The organism is Rhizobium sp. NZLR1 (assembly GCF_017357385.1).
In the GTDB taxonomy this organism is placed as follows: domain Bacteria; phylum Pseudomonadota; class Alphaproteobacteria; order Rhizobiales; family Rhizobiaceae; genus Rhizobium.
The window spans coordinates 188702-208557 of the sequence record NZ_CP071635.1; the positions used below are offsets into that span (position 1 = coordinate 188702).

14 protein-coding genes and 6 pseudogenes are annotated in these 19856 nt (G+C 55.7%); 11 read left to right on the forward strand and 9 right to left on the reverse strand.

The features are described from left to right. Positions 1 to 100 precede the first annotated feature (100 nt). The 4 genes from J3O30_RS29955 to J3O30_RS29970 all read right to left on the reverse strand — a co-directional run bounded on the left by J3O30_RS29955 (position 101) and on the right by J3O30_RS29970 (position 2457). Positions 101 to 574 (reverse strand): hypothetical protein, encoded by a 474-nt coding sequence (locus tag J3O30_RS29955; protein ID WP_131624556.1) that lies wholly within the window; start codon positions 572 to 574, stop codon positions 101 to 103. Positions 575 to 751: 177 nt separating this feature from the next. Beyond that, complete coding sequence (locus J3O30_RS29960) at positions 752 to 1156, reverse strand: hypothetical protein (protein WP_131624554.1); 405 nt, start codon at positions 1154 to 1156, stop codon at positions 752 to 754. 244 nt (positions 1157 to 1400) lie between these two features. Then, entirely contained in the window at positions 1401 to 1679 is a 279-nt protein-coding gene (locus J3O30_RS29965) for a hypothetical protein (RefSeq protein ID WP_018068327.1), read from the reverse strand. Between the two features lie 109 nt (positions 1680 to 1788). Next, a complete protein-coding gene (locus J3O30_RS29970; protein ID WP_131624552.1) occupies positions 1789 to 2457 on the reverse strand; it encodes a hypothetical protein in 669 nt (222 codons plus the stop codon). A 657-nt stretch (positions 2458 to 3114) separates the two neighbouring features. Between J3O30_RS29970 and J3O30_RS29975 the strand changes: the two are divergent. Continuing rightward, positions 3115 to 3240, forward strand: a pseudogene (locus J3O30_RS29975) (transposase); the annotation flags it as partial. A gap of 55 nt (positions 3241 to 3295) precedes the next feature. On the opposite strand, the pseudogene J3O30_RS29980 reads toward J3O30_RS29975, so the two are convergent. After that, a pseudogene (locus J3O30_RS29980) lies at positions 3296 to 3739 on the reverse strand (transposase); the annotation flags it as partial. 59 nt (positions 3740 to 3798) lie between these two features. On the opposite strand from J3O30_RS29980, the gene J3O30_RS29985 reads away from it, so the two are divergent. From J3O30_RS29985 to J3O30_RS30000, 4 genes and pseudogenes are all read left to right on the forward strand, one after another. Continuing rightward, the gene (locus J3O30_RS29985) at positions 3799 to 5013 is read left to right on the forward strand and encodes an IS256 family transposase (protein ID WP_164570142.1); all 1215 of its coding nucleotides are present in this window, start codon (positions 3799 to 3801) and stop codon (positions 5011 to 5013) included. Positions 5014 to 5380: 367 nt separating this feature from the next. Next, a complete protein-coding gene (locus J3O30_RS29990) occupies positions 5381 to 5545 on the forward strand; it encodes a hypothetical protein (RefSeq protein WP_207585642.1) in 165 nt (54 codons plus the stop codon). 12 nt (positions 5546 to 5557) lie between these two features. Next, positions 5558 to 6289, forward strand: a pseudogene (locus tag J3O30_RS33785) (GMC oxidoreductase). 99 nt (positions 6290 to 6388) lie between these two features. Then, a complete protein-coding gene (locus tag J3O30_RS30000; RefSeq protein WP_131714010.1) occupies positions 6389 to 7504 on the forward strand; it encodes a ferritin-like protein in 1116 nt (371 codons plus the stop codon). Between the two features lie 292 nt (positions 7505 to 7796). On the opposite strand, the pseudogene J3O30_RS30005 reads toward J3O30_RS30000, so the two are convergent. Beyond that, positions 7797 to 8600, reverse strand: a pseudogene (locus J3O30_RS30005) (AMP-binding protein); the annotation flags it as partial. Positions 8601 to 8722: 122 nt separating this feature from the next. Further along, a pseudogene (locus J3O30_RS30010) lies at positions 8723 to 10199 on the reverse strand (PLP-dependent aminotransferase family protein). A 79-nt stretch (positions 10200 to 10278) separates the two neighbouring features. On the opposite strand from J3O30_RS30010, the gene J3O30_RS30015 reads away from it, so the two are divergent. Further along, positions 10279 to 11514 carry a PLP-dependent aspartate aminotransferase family protein gene (locus J3O30_RS30015; protein WP_131714009.1) on the forward strand — a complete coding sequence of 412 codons (1236 nt, stop codon included), beginning with the start codon at positions 10279 to 10281 and terminating at the stop codon, positions 11512 to 11514. Between the two features lie 184 nt (positions 11515 to 11698). After that, positions 11699 to 12400, forward strand: a pseudogene (locus J3O30_RS30020) (IS6 family transposase). Between the two features lie 209 nt (positions 12401 to 12609). On the opposite strand, the gene J3O30_RS30025 reads toward J3O30_RS30020, so the two are convergent. Beyond that, the gene (locus J3O30_RS30025; RefSeq protein WP_077988178.1) at positions 12610 to 13815 is read right to left on the reverse strand and encodes an aminotransferase class V-fold PLP-dependent enzyme; all 1206 of its coding nucleotides are present in this window, start codon (positions 13813 to 13815) and stop codon (positions 12610 to 12612) included. 163 nt (positions 13816 to 13978) lie between these two features. After that, positions 13979 to 14899, reverse strand: coding sequence for a LysR family transcriptional regulator (locus tag J3O30_RS30030; RefSeq protein ID WP_077988179.1), 921 nt, complete (start codon positions 14897 to 14899; stop codon positions 13979 to 13981). A 180-nt stretch (positions 14900 to 15079) separates the two neighbouring features. Between J3O30_RS30030 and J3O30_RS30035 the strand changes: the two genes are divergently transcribed. From J3O30_RS30035 to J3O30_RS30050, 4 genes are all read left to right on the forward strand, one after another. Beyond that, a complete protein-coding gene (locus tag J3O30_RS30035) occupies positions 15080 to 15463 on the forward strand; it encodes a Rid family detoxifying hydrolase (protein ID WP_077988180.1) in 384 nt (127 codons plus the stop codon). A 63-nt stretch (positions 15464 to 15526) separates the two neighbouring features. After that, positions 15527 to 16549, forward strand: a complete 1023-nt coding sequence (locus J3O30_RS30040) for a carbon-nitrogen hydrolase family protein (protein WP_018484255.1) — start codon at positions 15527 to 15529, stop codon at positions 16547 to 16549. 5 nt (positions 16550 to 16554) lie between these two features. Beyond that, positions 16555 to 17541, forward strand: a complete 987-nt coding sequence (locus J3O30_RS30045) for a molybdopterin-dependent oxidoreductase (RefSeq protein WP_028734623.1) — start codon at positions 16555 to 16557, stop codon at positions 17539 to 17541. 1580 nt (positions 17542 to 19121) lie between these two features. Then, positions 19122 to 19829, forward strand: a complete 708-nt coding sequence (locus tag J3O30_RS30050; RefSeq protein WP_158081456.1) for a hypothetical protein — start codon at positions 19122 to 19124, stop codon at positions 19827 to 19829. Positions 19830 to 19856 lie beyond the last annotated feature (27 nt).

Genomic DNA, 19856 nt, shown 5'->3' on the forward strand with positions numbered 1-19856 from the left:
GCCCCCGGGTTGGCGCTTGTAGCGAATGCCACGAGTTCCCAGCCCAAGACCAGGTTCCACTACGCCGCTCGTAAAAATTATAAGCGCCTGCGACCGGATCCTAGGCAAAAACCTGTAAAAAGATGCCGCTGGAATTGAAAGGAGGCGCCGTCGATACGAATATCTCGGCATCTTGTTCGCGGTGCCGTGTCACAACCAGCCTCAAATGGCGATCTAGATCTGCAGTGGAAGGATCCCAGGCAATTTGCCCGCCGTCTGTGACCCGATAGATCCGCTGATCTGGGAGCGCATCTGGGCCGACAACAGCATCAAGGACAGCCAGCAATTCAAGCAGGGTCTCCGGCCGGTGCCCGGGAGCAAGGACCAGCTTCGCAAAAGCGTCATTGACTGGTGAAGCTTCTGCCCTTGGATCGAGCACCGACGCCTTACGGTCGATCCCTAGGATAAAGCGCGCCGCGGCGCCGGTCGGTGTATCCTTTAGGGGATCGGCGAGCCCGTCACGAGACAGCCCGGAGGCATTCCGGTGGTAAGGAAAATTACGAGTGGGAAATCTTGAGGCGCCTTCAAACTTCATGTTTGTCACCACTGCGTTTTGGTGGTTGGCCGCTGAATTCTTTTACTGCTTTGTCTCATTAGGGCTCGGCTCTGGCCTTTCGAGAGCAACCCCCGATTTAGCTTACCGGGGGCGGGCCACGCTCACCTACGAACCCAAGCTCATGGCAGCCTATGTCCGGCCCTCCCGCAAAGGCACCTAGTTGAGTGGAATCGCTTCCACATTCGCCGGAGCTGTTGCACCGTTCGAACCAGCGGTCCCCTTATTCGCCAGAACACGATATTGGATCATGTTCTTGCCTGAGATGACCTTTCCTTGAATCGTCGAGATCTTCAGTTCACCGGCCACTGAATAGTCGTTGCCGGTATTGATGCTTTGAGCGATACGATCCGCCATATCTGCGATCGTCGAAACAAGTGTTTTAATGTTATCCTCTGACAGGCCTACGTTCTTTAGAAGGTGGCGTATTTTATCATAACCTGCCTCAACGCCGCCGAAAAGATATCGGAAGAAATTCAGGTTCCCCTTTCCATGGACGCTTTCATAATGTTGGACCTCTTCACGAGCTGATGCCGAAAGAAGGGATTTTGAACAGCGCGTCAATATCCTGAGCTTCTTGGCTCGTCAGTGCTGGGACCTTAATTTCTGCGTCCACCCAGCCCTCTGAATGCGCTGGATCGTATAGTCGATGCCCGAATTTATTCCGTCGCCATGAGCATCGACCGATAATGAATCTTCCGCTTACGGGCCTTGAGCGCCATCAGGAGCTAACACCCCATGCAAAAGCGAAAATTGTATTTTCTGAACTGCCATTGATTTTAACCCTTCAGGAGGAATCTTCGTGGATTTAGACTTTTGGTTCGCCAAAAAAAATGTGGCTGCGGTAGTGGTGATCTACGTCATGGTAGTGCCGATAGCCACCGATCACATGGGCGTCGTCCTTCCAAATGCCCTGGCCTCGGCTGAGCTCCTTCGCCAGGGTATTAGCCTTTGATTTGGTCGTATATACGTCCTTGCCGTCCTTCAGCCGCTGTATTGCTTGCGCCTTATCGATCCCATGAAGACGATAGATCTTTACGCTTTTATTTACGCCTTTGGATATTATCTGCGCTGGGTAGTAATCCATGCCCGTACAACTCCTTTCTGACGACGTTTAATGGCTTTAGTGCTGCCATGGTTTGTGAATCGTCTGTCCGCAATACAGGAGCCAAGCCACGTTCGGCGAGCGCGATACATCAGGAGTATAGTGTGCCAACTACCGGCAGGCTGTCGCCGTCATTTGTATTGAGGTGTACTTTGGGAGCCAAAAATCGCAGTTGCTTGTGATATTGCCCTTGTTGGATTGTTGCATCCATAACGATTGCAAAGAGACTACCGGTCACGTCATAATCGAAGTCGCGGTTATATATAGTGCCCTTGTAGTTGAACGTTGACTCGTTCTGAGCGATCTCCATCATGCCGTTAACGATTTTCCGCTGGTCCTCCGCACTCAGGCCCCAACCGTCCAACGTGTGTTTGACATCACTATAACTTGCTGACACGCCGCCCGACCAAAAAGCGAAGAATCCTAAGCCTCCGCTAACGTTCGTCGATTCTGTTTCCTCAAATTTATGAGAATGCGAAGCGTCAAGCATTCCTTTTATCATGTTGTTCAATGCAATCACGTCTGATGGAGTAACACACTGAAGTTTAATATTTAAGGCGACATCAATTTGCCCATGTGCAGGCACTGTATACATCACGCCTATGAGCTGTCCGCGACCGTATGAGGTAATTGATACTCCGTTCTCAACGGCCGGATCGGATCTAAATACAGAAATATGGTGCAGTACTGTCTCTATTCTTCCGACATTCGTGATTGGTTCAAATGTTAAGATGCGTGCTTTTCTAAGTCTGCCGTTCATTACATCCTCCAAAAGTTGATCCATCGCTCCAAGAAGCCAGTCTTTTGAGACCTTCTCAATTGCAAGGCGGACAAATTTGCGTAGAATCAGGCAGCCGGCCTCCATGTCTTGCAATTTGTCAACTGTCTGCATAACTGGAGTAGGTTGAGGCTGTCCGGCATAACACTGATGCCATCTTCTAGTAACGAACGTGCCGTCTCCCAATCCTTCGCGTCTATCGCCGTCCAGATGCGATCGATCAGGGATTGTTCAGCGGAGTCCATTGAGGGAGCTGTTTCACCTACCTTTAGGTTGGGCATGCTTGGCGTTCCTTCATGTGTTCGAAGCAATGCGGTTATCCCGCAATGCGGATGCGGAGGCCGTTCCGCTGCCTCGCAATAGCTCTCAAGATTCGTGCCAGGCAGGCCGATTGAGATGACGAACAATAATTCGCTGCGATTCCAGTTATGTGGCGCGAAAATACGCGATTGACAACAAGGGCGCCTGTCACGTAACCGACAAAGGTAGCGACAATGCCGCAACGTCATGACGTACCCCAATTGAATAGGCCAATTGGAATTTGCCAGTTACGATCCCTGACGGTACTGGTAACCCTCCCCGCCATTAAGGGGCTTCAAAAGTGGAATTTTCTCCGGCTTTATGATCGAGGAGATTTCGATGAAGACGAGCAGATTTAGCGAACCACAAATCCTTGCCATTCTTCGCCAGGCGGAAGGCGGTGTCCCTGTACCCGAGCTTTGCCGGGAACATGGCATGAGCACGGCGTCATTTTACAAATGGCGATGGCGTTGGTGCACGGATGTGGAACTGAAGGGATGGGGATCTTTGAAACGGCTGATTATGGCTTGGCTGCCTTGCGGCGGACGGCTTTCGGGCGTGCGAAAGCAAGCATGCGGTTGAGGACGGCGCAGCCGATGGCGACTTCGGTCTGCTGACCAGGCAGCGACCTGGCCCGCAGACGCCGCCCGATGACGGACTTGTATCGCCCGATTGCCGTCTCAACCAGCGAGCGTTAGCCGTAGCCGTTAGAGACCTGCCATTTCATCCGGCCGTCACTGTTGATTGCGGCGATATGCCGGTTCCGTTGGCCGGGAGGTCTATCGTCGCTTGGCTCGACCGCGTTGGCGCGAGGCGGAATGACGATAGCCGCCGCCGCGCTATGATCGATGACTGCCTCGTATGTAGGTTTTCCATCATAGGCACCGTCGGCTGTGAACTGTCCGATCGGACCGCCAATCTGGTCCAGGAGTGGCGCAACTTGAGAGACATCGCCAGCATCCTGATGGGACTGTCAGGAATTTCGTGTACGGGCGTGCATAATGGGTACGAAGGAGACCACCCATGGCACGACGGAAAGAGCCTATCATCGCGGACAGCATTTTGGACCAGCTTCTCGCCGGTTCTGATGCGAAAACGGCTTTCGAGAGCAACGGTCTGCTCGATCAGTTGAAGAAGGCGCTGGCGGAGCGGGCGTTGAATTCGGAGATGGATCATCATCTCTCCGACGAAGAGACCGTCGGCAACAGCCGCAATGGCTACGGCCGCAAGACAGTGCTGACGGATAGCGGCTCTTTGGAGCTTTCCATCCCGCGCGACCGGCAGTCGAGCTTTGATCCTCAATTGCTTGCCAAGTATCAGCGCCGCTTGCCTGGCTTCGACGAGAAGATCGTGTCGATGTATGCGCGTGGGATGAGCACGCGTGAGATCGTGGGGCATGTCCAGGATCTTTACGGGATCGACGTGTCGGCCGACTTGATCTCGGCCGTCACCGACGCGGTGCTGGACGAAGTTGCGACCTGGCAGTCGCGGCCTCTGGAGCCGGTCTATCCGTTGGTGTTCTTCGATGCGCTGCGGGTCAAAGATCAGAGACGAAGGCCATGCAAGGCGGTGCACATCGCGCTCGGCGTGCGCGGCGATGGCACGAAAGAGATGCTCGGCCTGTGGATCGAAACGAATGAGGGTGCCAAATTCTGGCTGCGGGTGATGAACGAGATGAAGAACCGCGGCGTCGAGGACATCCTGATCGCCGTCGTCGACGGCCTGAAGGGCTTTCCAGACGCCATCAATGCCGTCTTCGCGCAAACGACGGTGCAGACCTGCATCGTCCATCTGCTGCGCGATTCTCTGGATTTTGCACCATGGAAGGACCGCAAGGATTTGGCCCGCGAGCTGAAAGCAATCTACGGAGCCATCGATGACAAGGCGGCGGAGGCGGCGCTGACAACGTTCGAGGGTGGCTTTTGGGGTCGGAAATTCCCAGCCGTCGCCCAGATCTGGCCGCGAGCCTGGCAGGAGGTCATCCCCTTCTTCGCCTTTCCAAAGGATGTTCGCCCGATCATTTACACCACCAACGCCATCGAAGCCCTAAATTCCAAGCTGCGTCGCGCCGTCCGGGCAAGAGGTCATTTTCCGAGCGATGAGGCGGCGACAAAACTGCTCTACCCGGTCTTGAACAGATCGGAGAAAGAGTGGAAAATGCCGCCGAGGGAGTGGGCGATGGCAAAATCCCAATTCGCCATTCTCTTTGCGGACCGCTTTCAGGCCGCAAGGGCGTAAGAGCAAATGTTCAACCGCACGCCCGTACACGAAGTTCCTGACAGTCCCTCCGAAACCTCTTCGTCCCATCCCAGACCAACCGCTCCGCAGCACAAATTCGAACCCATCGACGCCAGGCAATGGCCGCGTGGGAAGCCGTGAGTGCACGGCCTGCCTGAAAAGCGCAGGCTCGGCCTCACGTGGCCACATTCAAACAACGTGACACCGCCCATCCGGGAGCCGGCGGCGCAATCATCTCGAAACAAAGGACGACCTCATCGGAAACGGCAACAAAACTGAGCAATAGTACTTATTTACGACATCACAAATATAGCTAGTCTAGCGGCGTCTTGTCCCGCCAAATTTCAATCAATTGTGGAGTCAGCCGATGACAGCAGCGTTTTGGAGTCAGCCGACGACAGTTGCGGATTTGACCAGTACAGGCGTGGCCATCGGCGCTCTTGCGCGTGTGGTTACTGTGACACCTGCCTTCGCGCAGACCGACTTGGTTGCGTTGTCGCGCTATTTTCCTGATGCGGCTTTGCGGGAATGATGGAGGATCAAAGTGCTTTTCCCACTCGAATCAGCGCTGAAGGCGGATTCCAAGTCTGTCGCAGCGTCTGGCGACTACGATATCGTCGTCGTTGGTTCCGGCATTTCCGGAGCTATAATTGCCAAGCAGGCTGCAGAAGCTGGCAAGCGTGTCCTTGTGCTTGAAGCCGGAACCGGTGCCAATAGCTCTTTGGCAGGCTATAACGATCTGCTGACGACCTTCTATTCGGCAGCCACCAAGGATAACCAGTCGCCCTTTCCGCTGAATGCGAACGCGGCCATGCCCCGCAGCACGCAGCTTCGCAAGCTGCAGGCGGGGGAAACCGATAGCTCGACCTATATCGTTCAATCCGGACCTTATGCGGCAATATGCGGCCCATCCTGTCGTTCACGGTTCCGGAATATACCATGAAGGGTGCCGCCTATGGCCGCCAGTTTGCGCGCACCGTCTTTACGCGTCTGGGCGCGCAGGATCATACCCATTACGACCCTAGCGATTTCGGCTGTGTGGCCTATGAGGCAAGGCTATGCGATCCGCGGCGGCAATCATCTGGCCGGCACCCACATCATGGGAACGACGAAGACCAATTCCGTCGTGGACAAGAACCAGCGCAGCTGGGACCACGAAAACCTCTATCTGGTGGGCGGCGGCAGCATGCCGACGATCGGCACGGCCAATGTCACCTTGACGCTGGCCGCCATGTGCTTCCGAAGCGGCCGCGACATTCTGAAGTCTCTGCACTGAACAAAGACCAATATCCGATACGCGGAACGAACTGCGGGACTCGACGCAAGCGACACGAAGCCGGACTGTGCACCTAACTATATTCCAGGGAGCTTGAGGATGGATCCTTATGGCATTAAGACGCTCGATGAGCTGAAAGAGTTTCTCCACCGTGCGATGCAGCTCGAACATGCGACGATTCCGCCGTATCTGACTGCACTTTACTCGATTAAGCCCGGTGTAAACCGGGATGCGGCGCAAGTTCTTCGCGTGATCGTCGTGGAAGAAATGCTGGATTTGACCATTGCGGCCAATATCCTCAATGCCATCGGTGGCACGCCGGATCTTACTAGGCCAGATTTCGCGGTTAACTATCCCGCCTCGCTCCCTGACGGCGAGACCGACTTTAAGGTCAGCATACAGGCTTTCAGCCGTGAAGCGCTGGCGACATTCTTGAAAATCGAGCGGCCGGCCCGGCGCCCCGAACATCTCGCTGGCAAGGGCCTGATACAACGCAAGAACTCCCCGCATATCACAGCGCTTGGCAGTGATCCGAGGCACGAAGATCTCCATTTTTACAGTATTGGCGAGTTCTATTCGGCAATCGCAGACGGCATCAAATACTTAGAAGCCGAAGCGCGCCGGGCGGGCACAACGATTTTTATCGGCGACAAGTTTCGCCAGATTACCTCGGAATATTATTATTCCGGCGGCGGTGAGTTGTTTCCCGTGACCGATCTGAAAAGCGCCCTCGAAGCCATAGAGCTCATCATGGAACAGGGCGAAGGTGACGGTGGTGGTATCTACGACGATGACGAGCACGAACTGGCCCATTACTATCGTTTCGATGAACTGGTCAAAGGCCGCTATTACCGGAAAGGTGATCAGCCCGACCACCCCACGGGTCCGCATTTGCAGGTCGACTGGGAAGGCGCTTATGCCATCAAACCGAACCTCAAGGTGGCGGAAATATCCAAAGGCTCGGAATTGCGTGAGGCGGCGACCGACTTCAATACATGTTATGGCGAGTTTCTGGAGCTTTTGACGCGTGCCTATAATGGCCAGCCGAGCTTGCTGCTGGAAGCCGTTCCGATCATGTTCGAATTCCGCAATATAATCGTTGAACTGATCCGCAATCCCCTGCCGGGCCATCCCGGTAAGTACAGCAGCCCCACCTACGAGATTCCCCACAGTGCCAAACAGGCTGTCACCGGGCAGGCGGAGGTGATCGCATGAGTAGCCGTTTCGATGCATTTCTCGACCTTTCTGTCGAATTGACGGCCTTTTCCCGCTTCGATCTTTTGGGAGGGGGCCTGGCGGAACTCTCGACACGCTCGACACGGTGGTCGGGAGCGAGGTCGCCGACACGCTGCTCACCGCCCTTCGTCACCTTGCCCCATCCGTTCAGTTCCACATCCGTGCACCAACGCCAGAAAACATAAGACATAAAATCACTGTTCCTCTTCGCATTCAGATGGGAGATCGCACGACAGCCGAGCCGTACTAAACCGCGCGGGCCGCGGGCCGTTCAATCCACGGGGACCGGCAATTTTAACAATGATTGCCGGTCGATCTTGCCTGTTCCGGTCTTCGGCAGTTCGGCGACATACTGAATTATGCGTGGGTATTTGTGGGGCATCAAAGTCGATTTCACGTAGTCGCGCAGGATGCGGGTTTGCACATCGCCGTGCACTGCGCCATCGCGCAATTTCACCGCGGCCCGCAATGTCATACGGCGATCCTCCAATTTCATGTGCGAGGATGGCGCACTCATGCACGTAGGGATGTTCGTTGAGGCAGCGTTCAACCTCCATCGGCCAGACCCATTGCCCGGAGACTTTGATCAAATCGTCGGTGCGACCCAGAAAGTAATAATAACTATCCAGTCTCCACGCATCGTCTCGCTCGTCTTGTCGGCGCGGTTCCAATAGCAAGGCGCGGAAGAATGACCGCAGATGAGCATTGCGCCCTCCTCGCCCGGTTCTACCGGCTCACCATCTGGCGTGACGAGCCTGATTTCGTAGCCCGGAACGCGCGCGCCGGCGGCACCGATACGGTGATCGTCGAGTTGATTGGAAAGATAGATGTGTAAAAGCTCGGTCGAACCCAGCCCTTCGGTCGGACCGTGCCCGGTAAGATGTTTCCAGGCATTGTAGACGTCTTCCGGGAGGATTTCGGCCGCCGACATCGATTGCCGCAGCGACGAGAGATCCGTTGTCTTGGCTGAATTTGCGCGAACTAGAGCAGTGTAGAGGGTCGGCAACCCAAAAAGTACGGTTGGTTTGAACGTTTCGACCATGTCCAGCACGGCCTCAGGCGCGGGGAACTGGCCTTCCGCACAGTGCCAGTTTGATCCCTTGTTGCTGGTCCAGTCTCCCACTTTGCATCCGAGTGGCTGTCATGCAGCACCGCCTCTCGCATTTTCCTCGGTTTTGGCGATGCCGAATGCAACTGTCAGAATTGCTCTTTCACTGTGTCGACCGCTGCTAGAAGGAGATGAACCCCCTTCTCGATCTGCTGTGGGGTCAGGGCTGAATACCCCATTACAAGCCCGAGCTTGTATGCCGTCGCCTCATCTGGTTGTGGCTCATAAAGGGCTGAGATGCCATGAACTCCAATGCCGGCGCGTTGTGCGGTTTCCTGCAAAGCCGTCTCGGACGACTTCGGCAATTCGTTGAACCAGACCACAACATGCAATCCGGCATCAGCGCCTTCCACCGTGACCCGCTCGCCGAATGCGCACTGCAGTGCTTTCAACAACGTCTCACGGCGGTCTCTGTTCAGCCGCCGTACGCGGCGCACATGGCCTTCATAACCGCCGCGTTCGATGAAAGCCGCCAAGGCTTCCTGCTCGGTCACCGGCGAATGTCTGTCGAACAGTTGCTTGGCGGTTGCGAACACGTCCTGCAGTTTCGGCGGCACAACGAGATATCCGATGCGCATCATCGGCGACAGCGTTTTGGAAATCGTACCGAGATAGATGACGTTGCTTCCAGCCTCCAGACTATGAACAGGAGGCACCGGACTGATGTCATAGCGGTATTCGCTGTCGTAATCGTCCTCAATCACGTAGGCGTTGTTTTCCCGCGCCCATTCGAGAAGTTGATGACGGCGAGAAATCGGCATCACGCCGCCAAGCGGAAACTGGTGGGAAGGGGTGACATAGGCCAGATGAGCCCGTACTCCCTCCAAGAGCTCGGTCTTCAGACCCTCGCCGTCGACGGCGAGGGGGACCGGAGAGGCGCCGGTGCTGGCGAAGATCTGACGAGCCATTCGATAGCTAGGGTTTTCGATGACGAACTCGCTGCCAGGGTCGAGCAGAAGCCGTGCGCAAAGGTCTAAGCCTTGCTGGGATCCGTTCACGATGATGATTTGCTCCAGATCGCACTGCAATGTTCTGGCGCGCCAAAGATATCCTCGCAGGGCTTGCCGTAAACGCCGCGATCCTCGCGGGTCATCATAGGCAAGTCGGCTCGGTCGCTGAGCGATGACCGCATTGACAGCTTTCTTCCAGGCAAGCGCCGGAAAATCGGATGGAGCGAGGTCTCCGTAACGGAAATCAATCATAAGAGTTGGGCAAACAATCGAGCCATGGCGGTGTCGCCCGAAGCCTTTCGCCATAGGCCGACAGGCGCTGAGCACCCTGCTGCTTGAGCCTGGCATCGCTCGGACGGTGTCCGAATGGAAACGCTGCAACCCGCGCGCGGGCACCTTGGCGCTGCTCCACGAAGCCCTCCCCCGCAAGCTGCTCATAGGCGACTGTCACCGTCGTTCGCGACACACCAAGTTCATTCGCCAGATTTCGCGATGATGGCAACTGACCGCCAGCTTCATAAACGTGGCTCAGGATCTGATCCTTGAGCGCCTCGTAGATCTGGCGTGCTCCCATTTTCGCGTGCTTGGCTATTGCCTGGCTTTCCAACTGGACCATTTTCTTTCCGCAGAACTGGATGTTTCGAGCGGACCAGTATGCTGCCACTGTGGTCGGAAGCAAAGAGGATACCGAACCAATGACGGCCAGCAGCGAACAAGACAATGTCCAGGACCACTCCGATCCGTCGCATGGCGCGCGTCTCGGATTTGATACCCGCGCAATCCATCACGCGTTCGATCCTGCTGACTTCTCAAGAGCAGTGCAGCCACCTGTCTTTCTGACATCGACCTATGGCTTTGAGAGCGTTGCGGCAAATGATGCCGCCGCAGCGCTCGGGGGCAGGCTGTATGCCCGCGAATATAACCCGACCACAGAGATCCTCGAGAAGAGGCTCGCCAACCTGGAAGGGGCCGAGGCAGGGCTTGTGGTATCGACCGGAATGGCCGCGTTCGGCACCCTGGTCCTATCTTTGCTGTCGCAGGGAGATGAGCTTGTCGTGCACAAGACGCTCTATTCGAATACGGTTGCGATGGTCGAGCAGTGTCTGCCTCGCTTCGGGATCAGGGTAGTCCCGGTTGACCTATCGAATCCGAACAATCTCGACGCGGCGATCACAGATAAAACCCGTTTGGTCTATTTCGAGACGCCGGTAAATCCGCTAAGCGCCATCCTCGATATCTCCGCCATCGCAGCGCGCGCCCATGCGCGGAATGTAAAGGTCGCGGTCGATAGCACTTTCGCTTCGCCGTCACTGCAGCGCCCGATCGAGCACGGCGCAGACATTGTGCTGCATTCGCTGACGAAATACATCAACGGGCACGGCGATACCCTGGGCGGAGCGCTGCTTGGAGACGCTGAAACACTCCATACGCTGCACGAAACCGGCCTGCGCTACATCACAGGGGCGACATTGTCGCCGCACTCTGCATTCCTGATCCTGCGCGGCCTGAAGACGCTGTCTCTGCGGATGGAGCGACACAGTGCTTCGGCACTGATAATCGCGCACATGCTTGAGGCGCATCCCGCCGTTGCCTGGGTGAGCTATCCCTTCCTGGACTCCCATCCCGATCATACGATCGCCCACAAGCAAATGACGCAGGGGGCCGGCATGCTTGCTTTCGGCCTTCATGCGGGCTTCGACGGTGCACGGACGATGCTGGACCGGCTTCAACTGCTGACGCGCGCCGTGAGCCTGGGGGACACGGACAGTCTCATCTATCATCCGGCCAGCATAACCCGGGCGCGCCAGGCGATCCGGAAAGATGCTCATCTGATCGAAGGAGTTGGGGAAGACCTCGTCCGTCTCTCGGTCGGGCTTGAAGATGTCAGCGACCTCGTCGCCGATCTGCGTCAGGCTCTGCAAGATTTATGACGTGGCAGGGCTCAATCGATAACCAACGTCTCGGCAAATGAGACGAACCCCGGAGTATAAAATGAAATTTTTGAGCGGCCTGTCCGCGTTCCCTATCACGCCCATGGATCGCGACGGCCAGATCGATGCGGAAGCGGCATCGTCAACTTAACGGAATGTGGAATTCGATGTGCGATGAAGGTTGATGACAGACCGTGATCCACTCTATCGTCGACATTGCTTTCCCGCTGAAGTTATTGCCCACGCCGTGTGGCTCTATTTCCGTTTCCCTCTGAGCCTGCGAATGGTCGAGGACTTGCTGGCTGCCCGTGGGATCATTGTCTCGCACCAGACCGTCCGGCTGTGGGCGGAGAAATTCGGCCACACCTTTGCCAACGAGATCCGTCGTCGATCATCCGGTCGGCTTGGGGACAAGTGGCATCTCGATGAAGCCGTTGTTTCAATTCCGCGGCAAGAAGCATTGGCTGTGGCGCGCAGTTGATCAGGACGGTTTCGTCCTGGAGGTTCTCGTACAAAGCCGCCGAAATGCAAAGGCCGCCAAGCGCCTGATGCGCAAGCTCTTGAAGGGTCAGGGACGGTCGCCGCGTGCGATGATCACCGACAAGCTGCAGTCCTACGGCGCAGCAAAGCGAGAGATCATGCCGGGTGTAGAGCATCGCTCCCACAAAGGGTTGAATAATCGGGCGGAGAATTCTCACCAACCAGTCCGGCGGCGAGAGCGGATCATGAAGCGCTTCAAGTCACAGCGACATCTACAACGCTTCGTCTCCATCCATGATCCGATCCCAACCTATTTCAAATCCCGCGCCACGACATCTCCTCCGGCCACCATCGCGAACTGCGCACGGCGGCGATGAGCCTGTGGGCGAAAATTGCCCGAGCATGAGAGATATCTGCGGATGGCGTCTTTCGCTGGCCTTTCATCCCTTAAGTTTACCATGCCGGCGGGATTGGCAGATGCGCCTGCCATGATCTGCCTAACAGGTACGGACAGTTAGGGCTTGGTCTTAGCATGCAGTCACGACTTGATGTAAGGTCGCATCAACTGCTTTGCCTCTTGAAAAAATCCGCTCATTCGTCAGGCGAGCACATCAGCTACGAGGCAATACCAGCAATCGCTTCCAGGAATGCATCGATCTCTTCCTCGGTATTGTAATAATGTGGCGACGTTCGCACCACGGGCGGGAGTTGTCGCGTAGAGGCGTCGACGGGTGTACTGGAAGGAGGGGAAACTGAGACGTTGATTCCCTTGCCTGTCAAATAAGCCATGACAGCTGACGAGTCCCAGTCGTTGACAGTGAATGAGATGATGGACGCAAGGGGCGTCCCGAGATCATGTACGGACACGGCACGCATCCCCCTCAGGCCTTCGCGAAGCTTTGACGAAAGGTGATTGCAGCGCTCTTCGATATTTTCGAGCCCAATGTCGAGCGCGTAGTCCACTGCTGCCCGCAGGCCGAGACGAACCGAATAGTTCTTCTCCCACGTTTCAAAACGTCTGGCATCAGGTCTCAATTCGTATCGATCCGGTGCAGTCAAAGGCGCACCATAGAGATCGATCATGGCTGGCTCGATCTTCTCCAGGACGGATTTGCGCATGTACATGAAACCAGTGCCCCGCGGCGCACGGAGAAACTTCCTGCCCGTAGCGGTAAGGATGTCGCAGCCAAGGGCGTTAACATCCATCGGGATTTGCCCCGCGGCTTGGCATGCGTCGAGCAGATAGAGAATGCCATTTTCGCGCGCTATTCGGCCGATCGCTGCTGCTGGATTGATAAGCCCGCCGTTGGTCGGGATCCAGGTGACCGCTATCAACCGAACGCGATCATCGATCATTTTCGCCAGTGCGTCCGGATCAAGGACCCCAGAAGCGTCATTCGGAATGACTTCGATCGATACGCCGGTGCGCTTGGCAACCTGCAGAAAGGCGATGTAGTTGGCTGCAAATTCGGCACTTGCCGTCAGGATCCGGTCTCCAGGTCCGAAAGAGAGGGAATAGAAGGCGCGTTGCCAAGCGATCGTCGCATTTTCAGCTATCGCAATCTCGTCGCGGCCACAGTTTACGAATGTAGCCAAGCTGTCATATGTCCCCTCCAGTAGAGAGTTGGACTCAGCTGCGGCTTCGTATCCGCCGATCTCCCCTTCCCGCCTTAGGTACCCAACCACCGCTTCAATAACAGGGCTCGGCATCAGCGCAGCGCCAGCATTGTTAAGGTGGTTTCTGTTTTTTGTGCCGGGGGTATCAGCACGCAAGCGAAGAAGGTCCAAAGTCTTGCGAGCGTTGCGGCTGATTTGCGACATGAGGGATTCCTTCCTTTGATCGAGCGTCAATCTTGTTGACGCAATCGGCGTTGTCACGGAAGCTGACAACTTCGCAACCCGATGTGCAGAATTGAGCGACGGGGCGTAAGCGTCCGCCAATTCAGCCGGCCAGAGCGCTCCGCACAGTCCGATTTGCGAAACTTCACGAAGACCAAGGTGAGTTTCTCAGAAGGCGTTGTTCGTCACGACGTAGCAGCTCTTTCACGAATTGCTTTACGGCTCTCACTCTTGGAAGATAAGCTAGATCCTGGTGTGCTGACATCCAGATCTCGCGCTCGCCGCTCAGTTCGTCGAGCACTGGAACGAGACCCAGGTTTAGACTGAGTGCGAATTCGGGAAGGGCTACAATTCCTGCGCCCGCAGACGCCGCGAACATCTGCGACATCATGCTATTTGAGCTGAACGCTATTTTTGGGGTGGGTACGAGTTCCTCTAGCCAGAGCACGCTTTCAAGCTGAATCAGCTCCTCGATATAGCCAACAAAGCGGTGCTCGCTAAGATCCGCCGCTTGAGAGGGAACTCCATTGCGCTCAAGATAAGCCTGCGAAGCGAATAAGCCAGTCTTGAAACGTCCGATCAGCTGACTGTCCAGAGAAGTTCCATGGGGCTTGAAGAAGCTTAGGAATAAATCCGCTTCCCGGCGAGCGACCCGAACCGTTTGCGGCGATGTTACAAGCTCGAGGTCAAGATCAGGGTGCCGGCTACTGAGTTCAACGAGGCGCTCGGAGAGATAAAGCGTTGCGATGCCTTCCATGGTGGCCAATCTGACTGTGCCGCGTATTTCGTCACGATTGCTTACGTCGCTGCGAAGAGCATTCACGCCGTTCTCGATTTCCTCCGCTCGCCGCATTGTAACCAGGCCGGCCGGTGTCAGCAGAAGTCCGTCCTTGGTCCGCTCGACGAGTGCACCGCCAACCGTATATTCCAGACGAGCAAGCCGGCGAGATACGGTGGAATGGCTGACTTTTAGTTCGCGAGCGGCGCCGGTCACGCTCTTGCACCGGACGACGATGAGGAAGAGTTTGAGATCGTCCCAATCAAGATGATCGATTGCAGTCGCCATGCTACCTCCGTCTATTTTTGCACAGGGTAGTGCATCCTATTCGGGTTGGCTCGCAAATTCGTTTTGATAGTTTCAAACGTGCTGTGCCGCTGTATGTGTGGTGCGCAGTGAAGCAAAATATCTTGCGGAAACGCTTATCGCCAGCAGCCCGCACTACTTGAACCTACCTTGGGAGAACGCATGTCCAGACGAACTGTGAATGCTTTAACCGCTGCGGCAGTGGGACCGTATTCGCACGCGACATGGGCCGGCGATCTTCTGTTCTGCTCCGGCCAGACACCGCTAGACCCCGGCACCGGCAAACTTGTCGACGGAAATGTAGCCGACCAGACACGCCAGTGTTTCGATAATCTGTTTCAAGTCCTTGAGGCAGCGGGCCTGGGGTCGGATGATGTCGTATCCGTCAATGTCTATCTCACCGACATGGGTGACTTTGGCCAGATGAATGAGATTTACGCGACGCGTTTTTCATCGCCCTACCCGGCCCGCACCACAATCGGCTGCGCCAGCCTGCCGCTTGGAGCACGCATTGAAATCGGTCTAACAGCAAAGCGGCAATCTTGAGCCTGCCTTTGCCGAGCTAGTCGAGATGGCTGATGGCGAGCCTGGATCTGTAGAGGAATGTCGATGGGAAACATGAAATTCTGGGCCGCGGCTGCTCATATTGCCCCCGTCTATCTCGATCCTGGGGCGAGCGCGGAAAAAGCTTGCTCGGTGATAGCAGAGGCTGCCCGAAACGGCGCGTCGCTCGTGGTATTTTCGGAGAGCTTTCTACCCGGTTTCCCTGTCTGGGCAGCACTTTACCCGCCCATTCAATCGCACGAACATTTCAAACGCTTCTTGAAAGCTTCGGTGTACATTGACGGCCCGGAAATTGAGCGTGTGCGAAAGGCCGCCTCCGATAACGGTGTTTTCGTTTCAATCGGTTTTTCCGAGCGCAACCCGGCAAGTGTCGGAGGTTTGTGGAATAGTAATGTTCTGATTTCCGATACCGGCCAAATCCTGATCCACCATCGAAAACTGGTCGCAACCTTCTTTGAAAAACTAGTTTGGGATCCGGGCGATGGCGCAGGGTTGGTCGTCGCAAACACGAGAATCGGTCGCATTGGCGGCCTAATTTGCGGGGAAAATACAAATCCGCTCGCGCGCTACAGTCTGATGACGCAAGGCGAGCAAGTTCATATAAGTAGCTATCCGCCGATCTGGCCCACTCGCGTTCCCACAGAAAGCGACAACTACGACAACCGAGCTGCCAACCGCATCCGTGCCTCTGCGCACTGCTTCGAGGCCAAGTGCTTCGGGATCATCGTGGCGGGGCACCTGGACGAAGTCGCACGCAAAGCCATTGCCTTGGATGATCCTGCGATCGAAGCGATCATAGATGCCAGTCCGCGGGCCACTAGCTTTTTCCTAGGGCCGACTGGAGCGGCAACTGGTGACGAAATGACCGACGAAGGTATCGGCTATGCCCAAATCGATCTCGACGACTGTGTTGAGCCGAAACGATTTCACGACGTCGTTGCTGGTTACAACCGATTCGATATTTTCGACGTCACCGTGAACCGGATGCGTCGAAACCCAATCAGATTTTTGGAAGGCCGCGCTGAGGACGCTCTAACGAGCCCTGAGGCCGTGGCCATGCCGGAGTAAAGGTGATGGCGCGGACGGGTATGCACATGACCAAGAAGGGTTTCTCCTTCCAGGGCCCTGCCGACGGCGTTCATGCCCTTAAATCGTGGATCACCCCTGAAGATGATCTTTTTCTGGTAACGCATATGGGGTTCCTGGAGATCGACCCCGAGCATTGGCATTTGGATGTCGATGGCCTCGTGGGTAACCCGACGAGATTGCATCTGTCTGACCTTCAAGCAATGCCACAGCGCGAGTACATGTCGGTTCACGAATGCGCTGGAAGTCCGCTTGCTCCGACAGTGCCTAAACGCAGGATCGGAAATGTAATTTGGAAAGGTGTGCCGCTGTCGCTCGTTCTGGAACGCGCAAAGATCAGCAGCCATGCGTCCTACATCTGGACTTCCGGCCTGGAGTGGGGCGAATACGCAGATGTTGAAGAAGCTTATCAAAAAGACCTGCCGATAGGCAAAGCACTTGCAGAAGAAGTTATCCTCGCACTTGAGATCAACGGTCGGCCACTCACTCCAGAGCGCGGAGGACCGGTTCGACTGGTCGTGCCAGGTTGGTATGGTACAAACTCCGTAAAATGGGTTGGTTCGATCACGGCTGCGGATCGGCGCGCAAGCGGCGCCTATACGACGCGCTTCTACAATGACCCTGCGGCGTCGGGGATGAAGCCGGTTTGGGGGGTCGCCCCGGAGTCCGTTATCGTATCGCCGTCCCCAAATGATCTGCTGTCAGCGGACATGCCAACGAAAATATGGGGCTGGGCTTGGGGAGATCACCAGATCTCCAGCGTCGAGGTCAGCGTGGACGGTGGAGGCTCCTGGCGGACTGCCTCAGTAGGGCCGCGCGAAGGAAGGAGTTGGCAACGGTTCGAGTTGTCGTGGACCCCTACATCAGGCCAGAATATCTTGCTATGTCGGTGCACGGATGAATGTGGGGCGGGACAGCCGCTGACTGACGCGAGAAATGCGGTGCACACGGTTAAAGTTGAAGTTGATCCTTGACCCGGAGCCCACTGCGACATTGGGATGGGCGTCCACCGACGCACGAAAAAATCGAGATTTCTCGATGAGCCAGCGGCACTACGGTCTGCCAGATCGACAGGACAAGAGCTTTCCTGCGATCGGGTGGAACAGAGGCGGTAGCCCGCCGTCACACCGGCCCACGCATGACAAAAACCGCCTATTGAACGGCCGAGGCGATGATCGCGATCATGCGCTATAGATCAGCAGTTGTCGCAGCACCTGTCCGCGCTTGTCATCCGATCATTGGCGACACCAGGGCGCTTGTTTTGGAATGCGGACTGGTATCGTCATCATGGCCACCCGTCTTTCCCCTAGTCATCACGGGGTGCATTTCGTTTGTGACTCGATTGAGAAAACCATGCGCAAGAGCCCTCACTCCTGCCAAATCTGGGAGGCTCGCTGCCACGACCTCTTCGCCGATGTCCTCGGACTACCTACAATCTGGATACCTCATTCGTACGCCGATTGTGGGCAATATGGGCCCGACGAACACGCCTCGCTTTCTGTCACTCGCAAAGAAATTATGAAAATGACTGGTATTTTTCTCGACATCGGCGAATGTGCGTCGGCTCGTGGCTGCCATGGGGGGAGTAGGACATTAATCGGATGTACCTTTGCTGAATCTGCTGCGAGACTGTTCACCTCTGTAGGTACGCAACCGCCGGCGCGATAGTCTAGCGTGGCGCGCCCAACGATTCTCGCGGCGACAATTGCGTTCGCCGAATGTGCACGAATAGTAGCTGACCCTGCTACCTCATTCGGAAGACCAGATTCTCGGGAAAACCTTTCGCCTCCCAAGGCAGCGTGGTTGTCGTCGAACTTGTTTCGACGGCAGCCACGTGTTGTGGCTATGAGACCGCCTGTGTCGCGGGGATAAAAGTATCAATGGTCCGGGAGCGAGCGCCGGTGACTGGCGCGATAAGAATGCCGTTCGTTTTTGCTTTGCGGTGTGTCGCTCGCCCAGCGAAACTAGTCGGGTCCACCGCAAGGGAGCCAGAATGTCATCGTTTCCGACCTGACGAGAACGCCTTTTGTGCCGGCCGAATATAATGGTGGCCCGAGTAAACCGACTTCGGCGTAACCGGTGTTCTTCCCACGCGTTCTCCTGTCAGCGATCTGTGTTCGACTTTCAATACAAGAGCGAAGGAAGTGTCTTCGAGACTCCGATTCGGCCAATAAATTCAACTCACTGGCGATCGGCGCGATGGTGACGAAATACTCAATCCGACCAACTTTTCGGAGTTGTCAGATAGAGGGGAACTCTTCGTGCTGCTTGAGGGAGTCATAGCCGTACATGACCACTTCGAGCTTTGGCCATCACCAACGGAGATTGTCAGCTCGAACATTCGCGGACTCAATCAAACCTTCAGCTCGTATGAGAAAGACTATATCGTTTCGAGTTTTGTATTTGACGATTAAAGTATAAAGTTACGCTAGTGCGATTGGCCAAATATATAAAAAAATATATTATTGCTATATATTGATCTATGGCGGAGCGCCGTCTAGACCTGCTCAACACGCGCCAGGGGGACTACCCTGGTCAGCGACGGGAGGCTTAGATGAACCGACGTGACAAAATGCATCCAAACAAAGCCAGGCGTGATAGCCCAGAAATGAGGCTCGCCTTCCTCGATTGCGTACGTGTGGTTGCTCCACGGGGTGCTATACGCTGGCCGGCCGCACGGAACGACCATCTGAATGCGCTTCGCGAAGTCGCAGATAGCGGAAGATATTATCGGATTAACCGTCCCGTGGTGACCGGCACGGAGCCGAGCCTTGAAAAATTGCCGACATTGCAACAACCATCTGCCGAATACGAGGCAAGCATAGGCCTGGGCCTAACCAAGGCACTTCTCGCCACCAAACACGAACCGGAACGAATGGGCCAGATCACATGGTCTCTTTCAAAATCTGAACGTGTCTTTGATTGCGCTGGAGGTGATTCTGACAACGGCGAAACCATCGCTACTGATGGACACGTCGAGGCTCTCGCGAACCGCGGATACTCCAACACCCCCGATGCCTATTATCGGCTGGTTGATAGGAATAACCGATCGGAAAAATTGCTCATTGACGATGAGGCCGACACACGTCCACCGAAGAACTATCATGAACATGTTGATTTCGAAAACTGCCACCACATTGATGGCACTTGCAGGCCTTGGAGACACGGTTCGCTTAAAGCCGGCCGCTTACGCGAAATACGACAGGCGGTAGACATCGGACCAGCGCGCCATCCCGACGCAGCTTTGTGCCTATGGCATTGAAATTAGCGGCAGAATGCGATAGCTGCC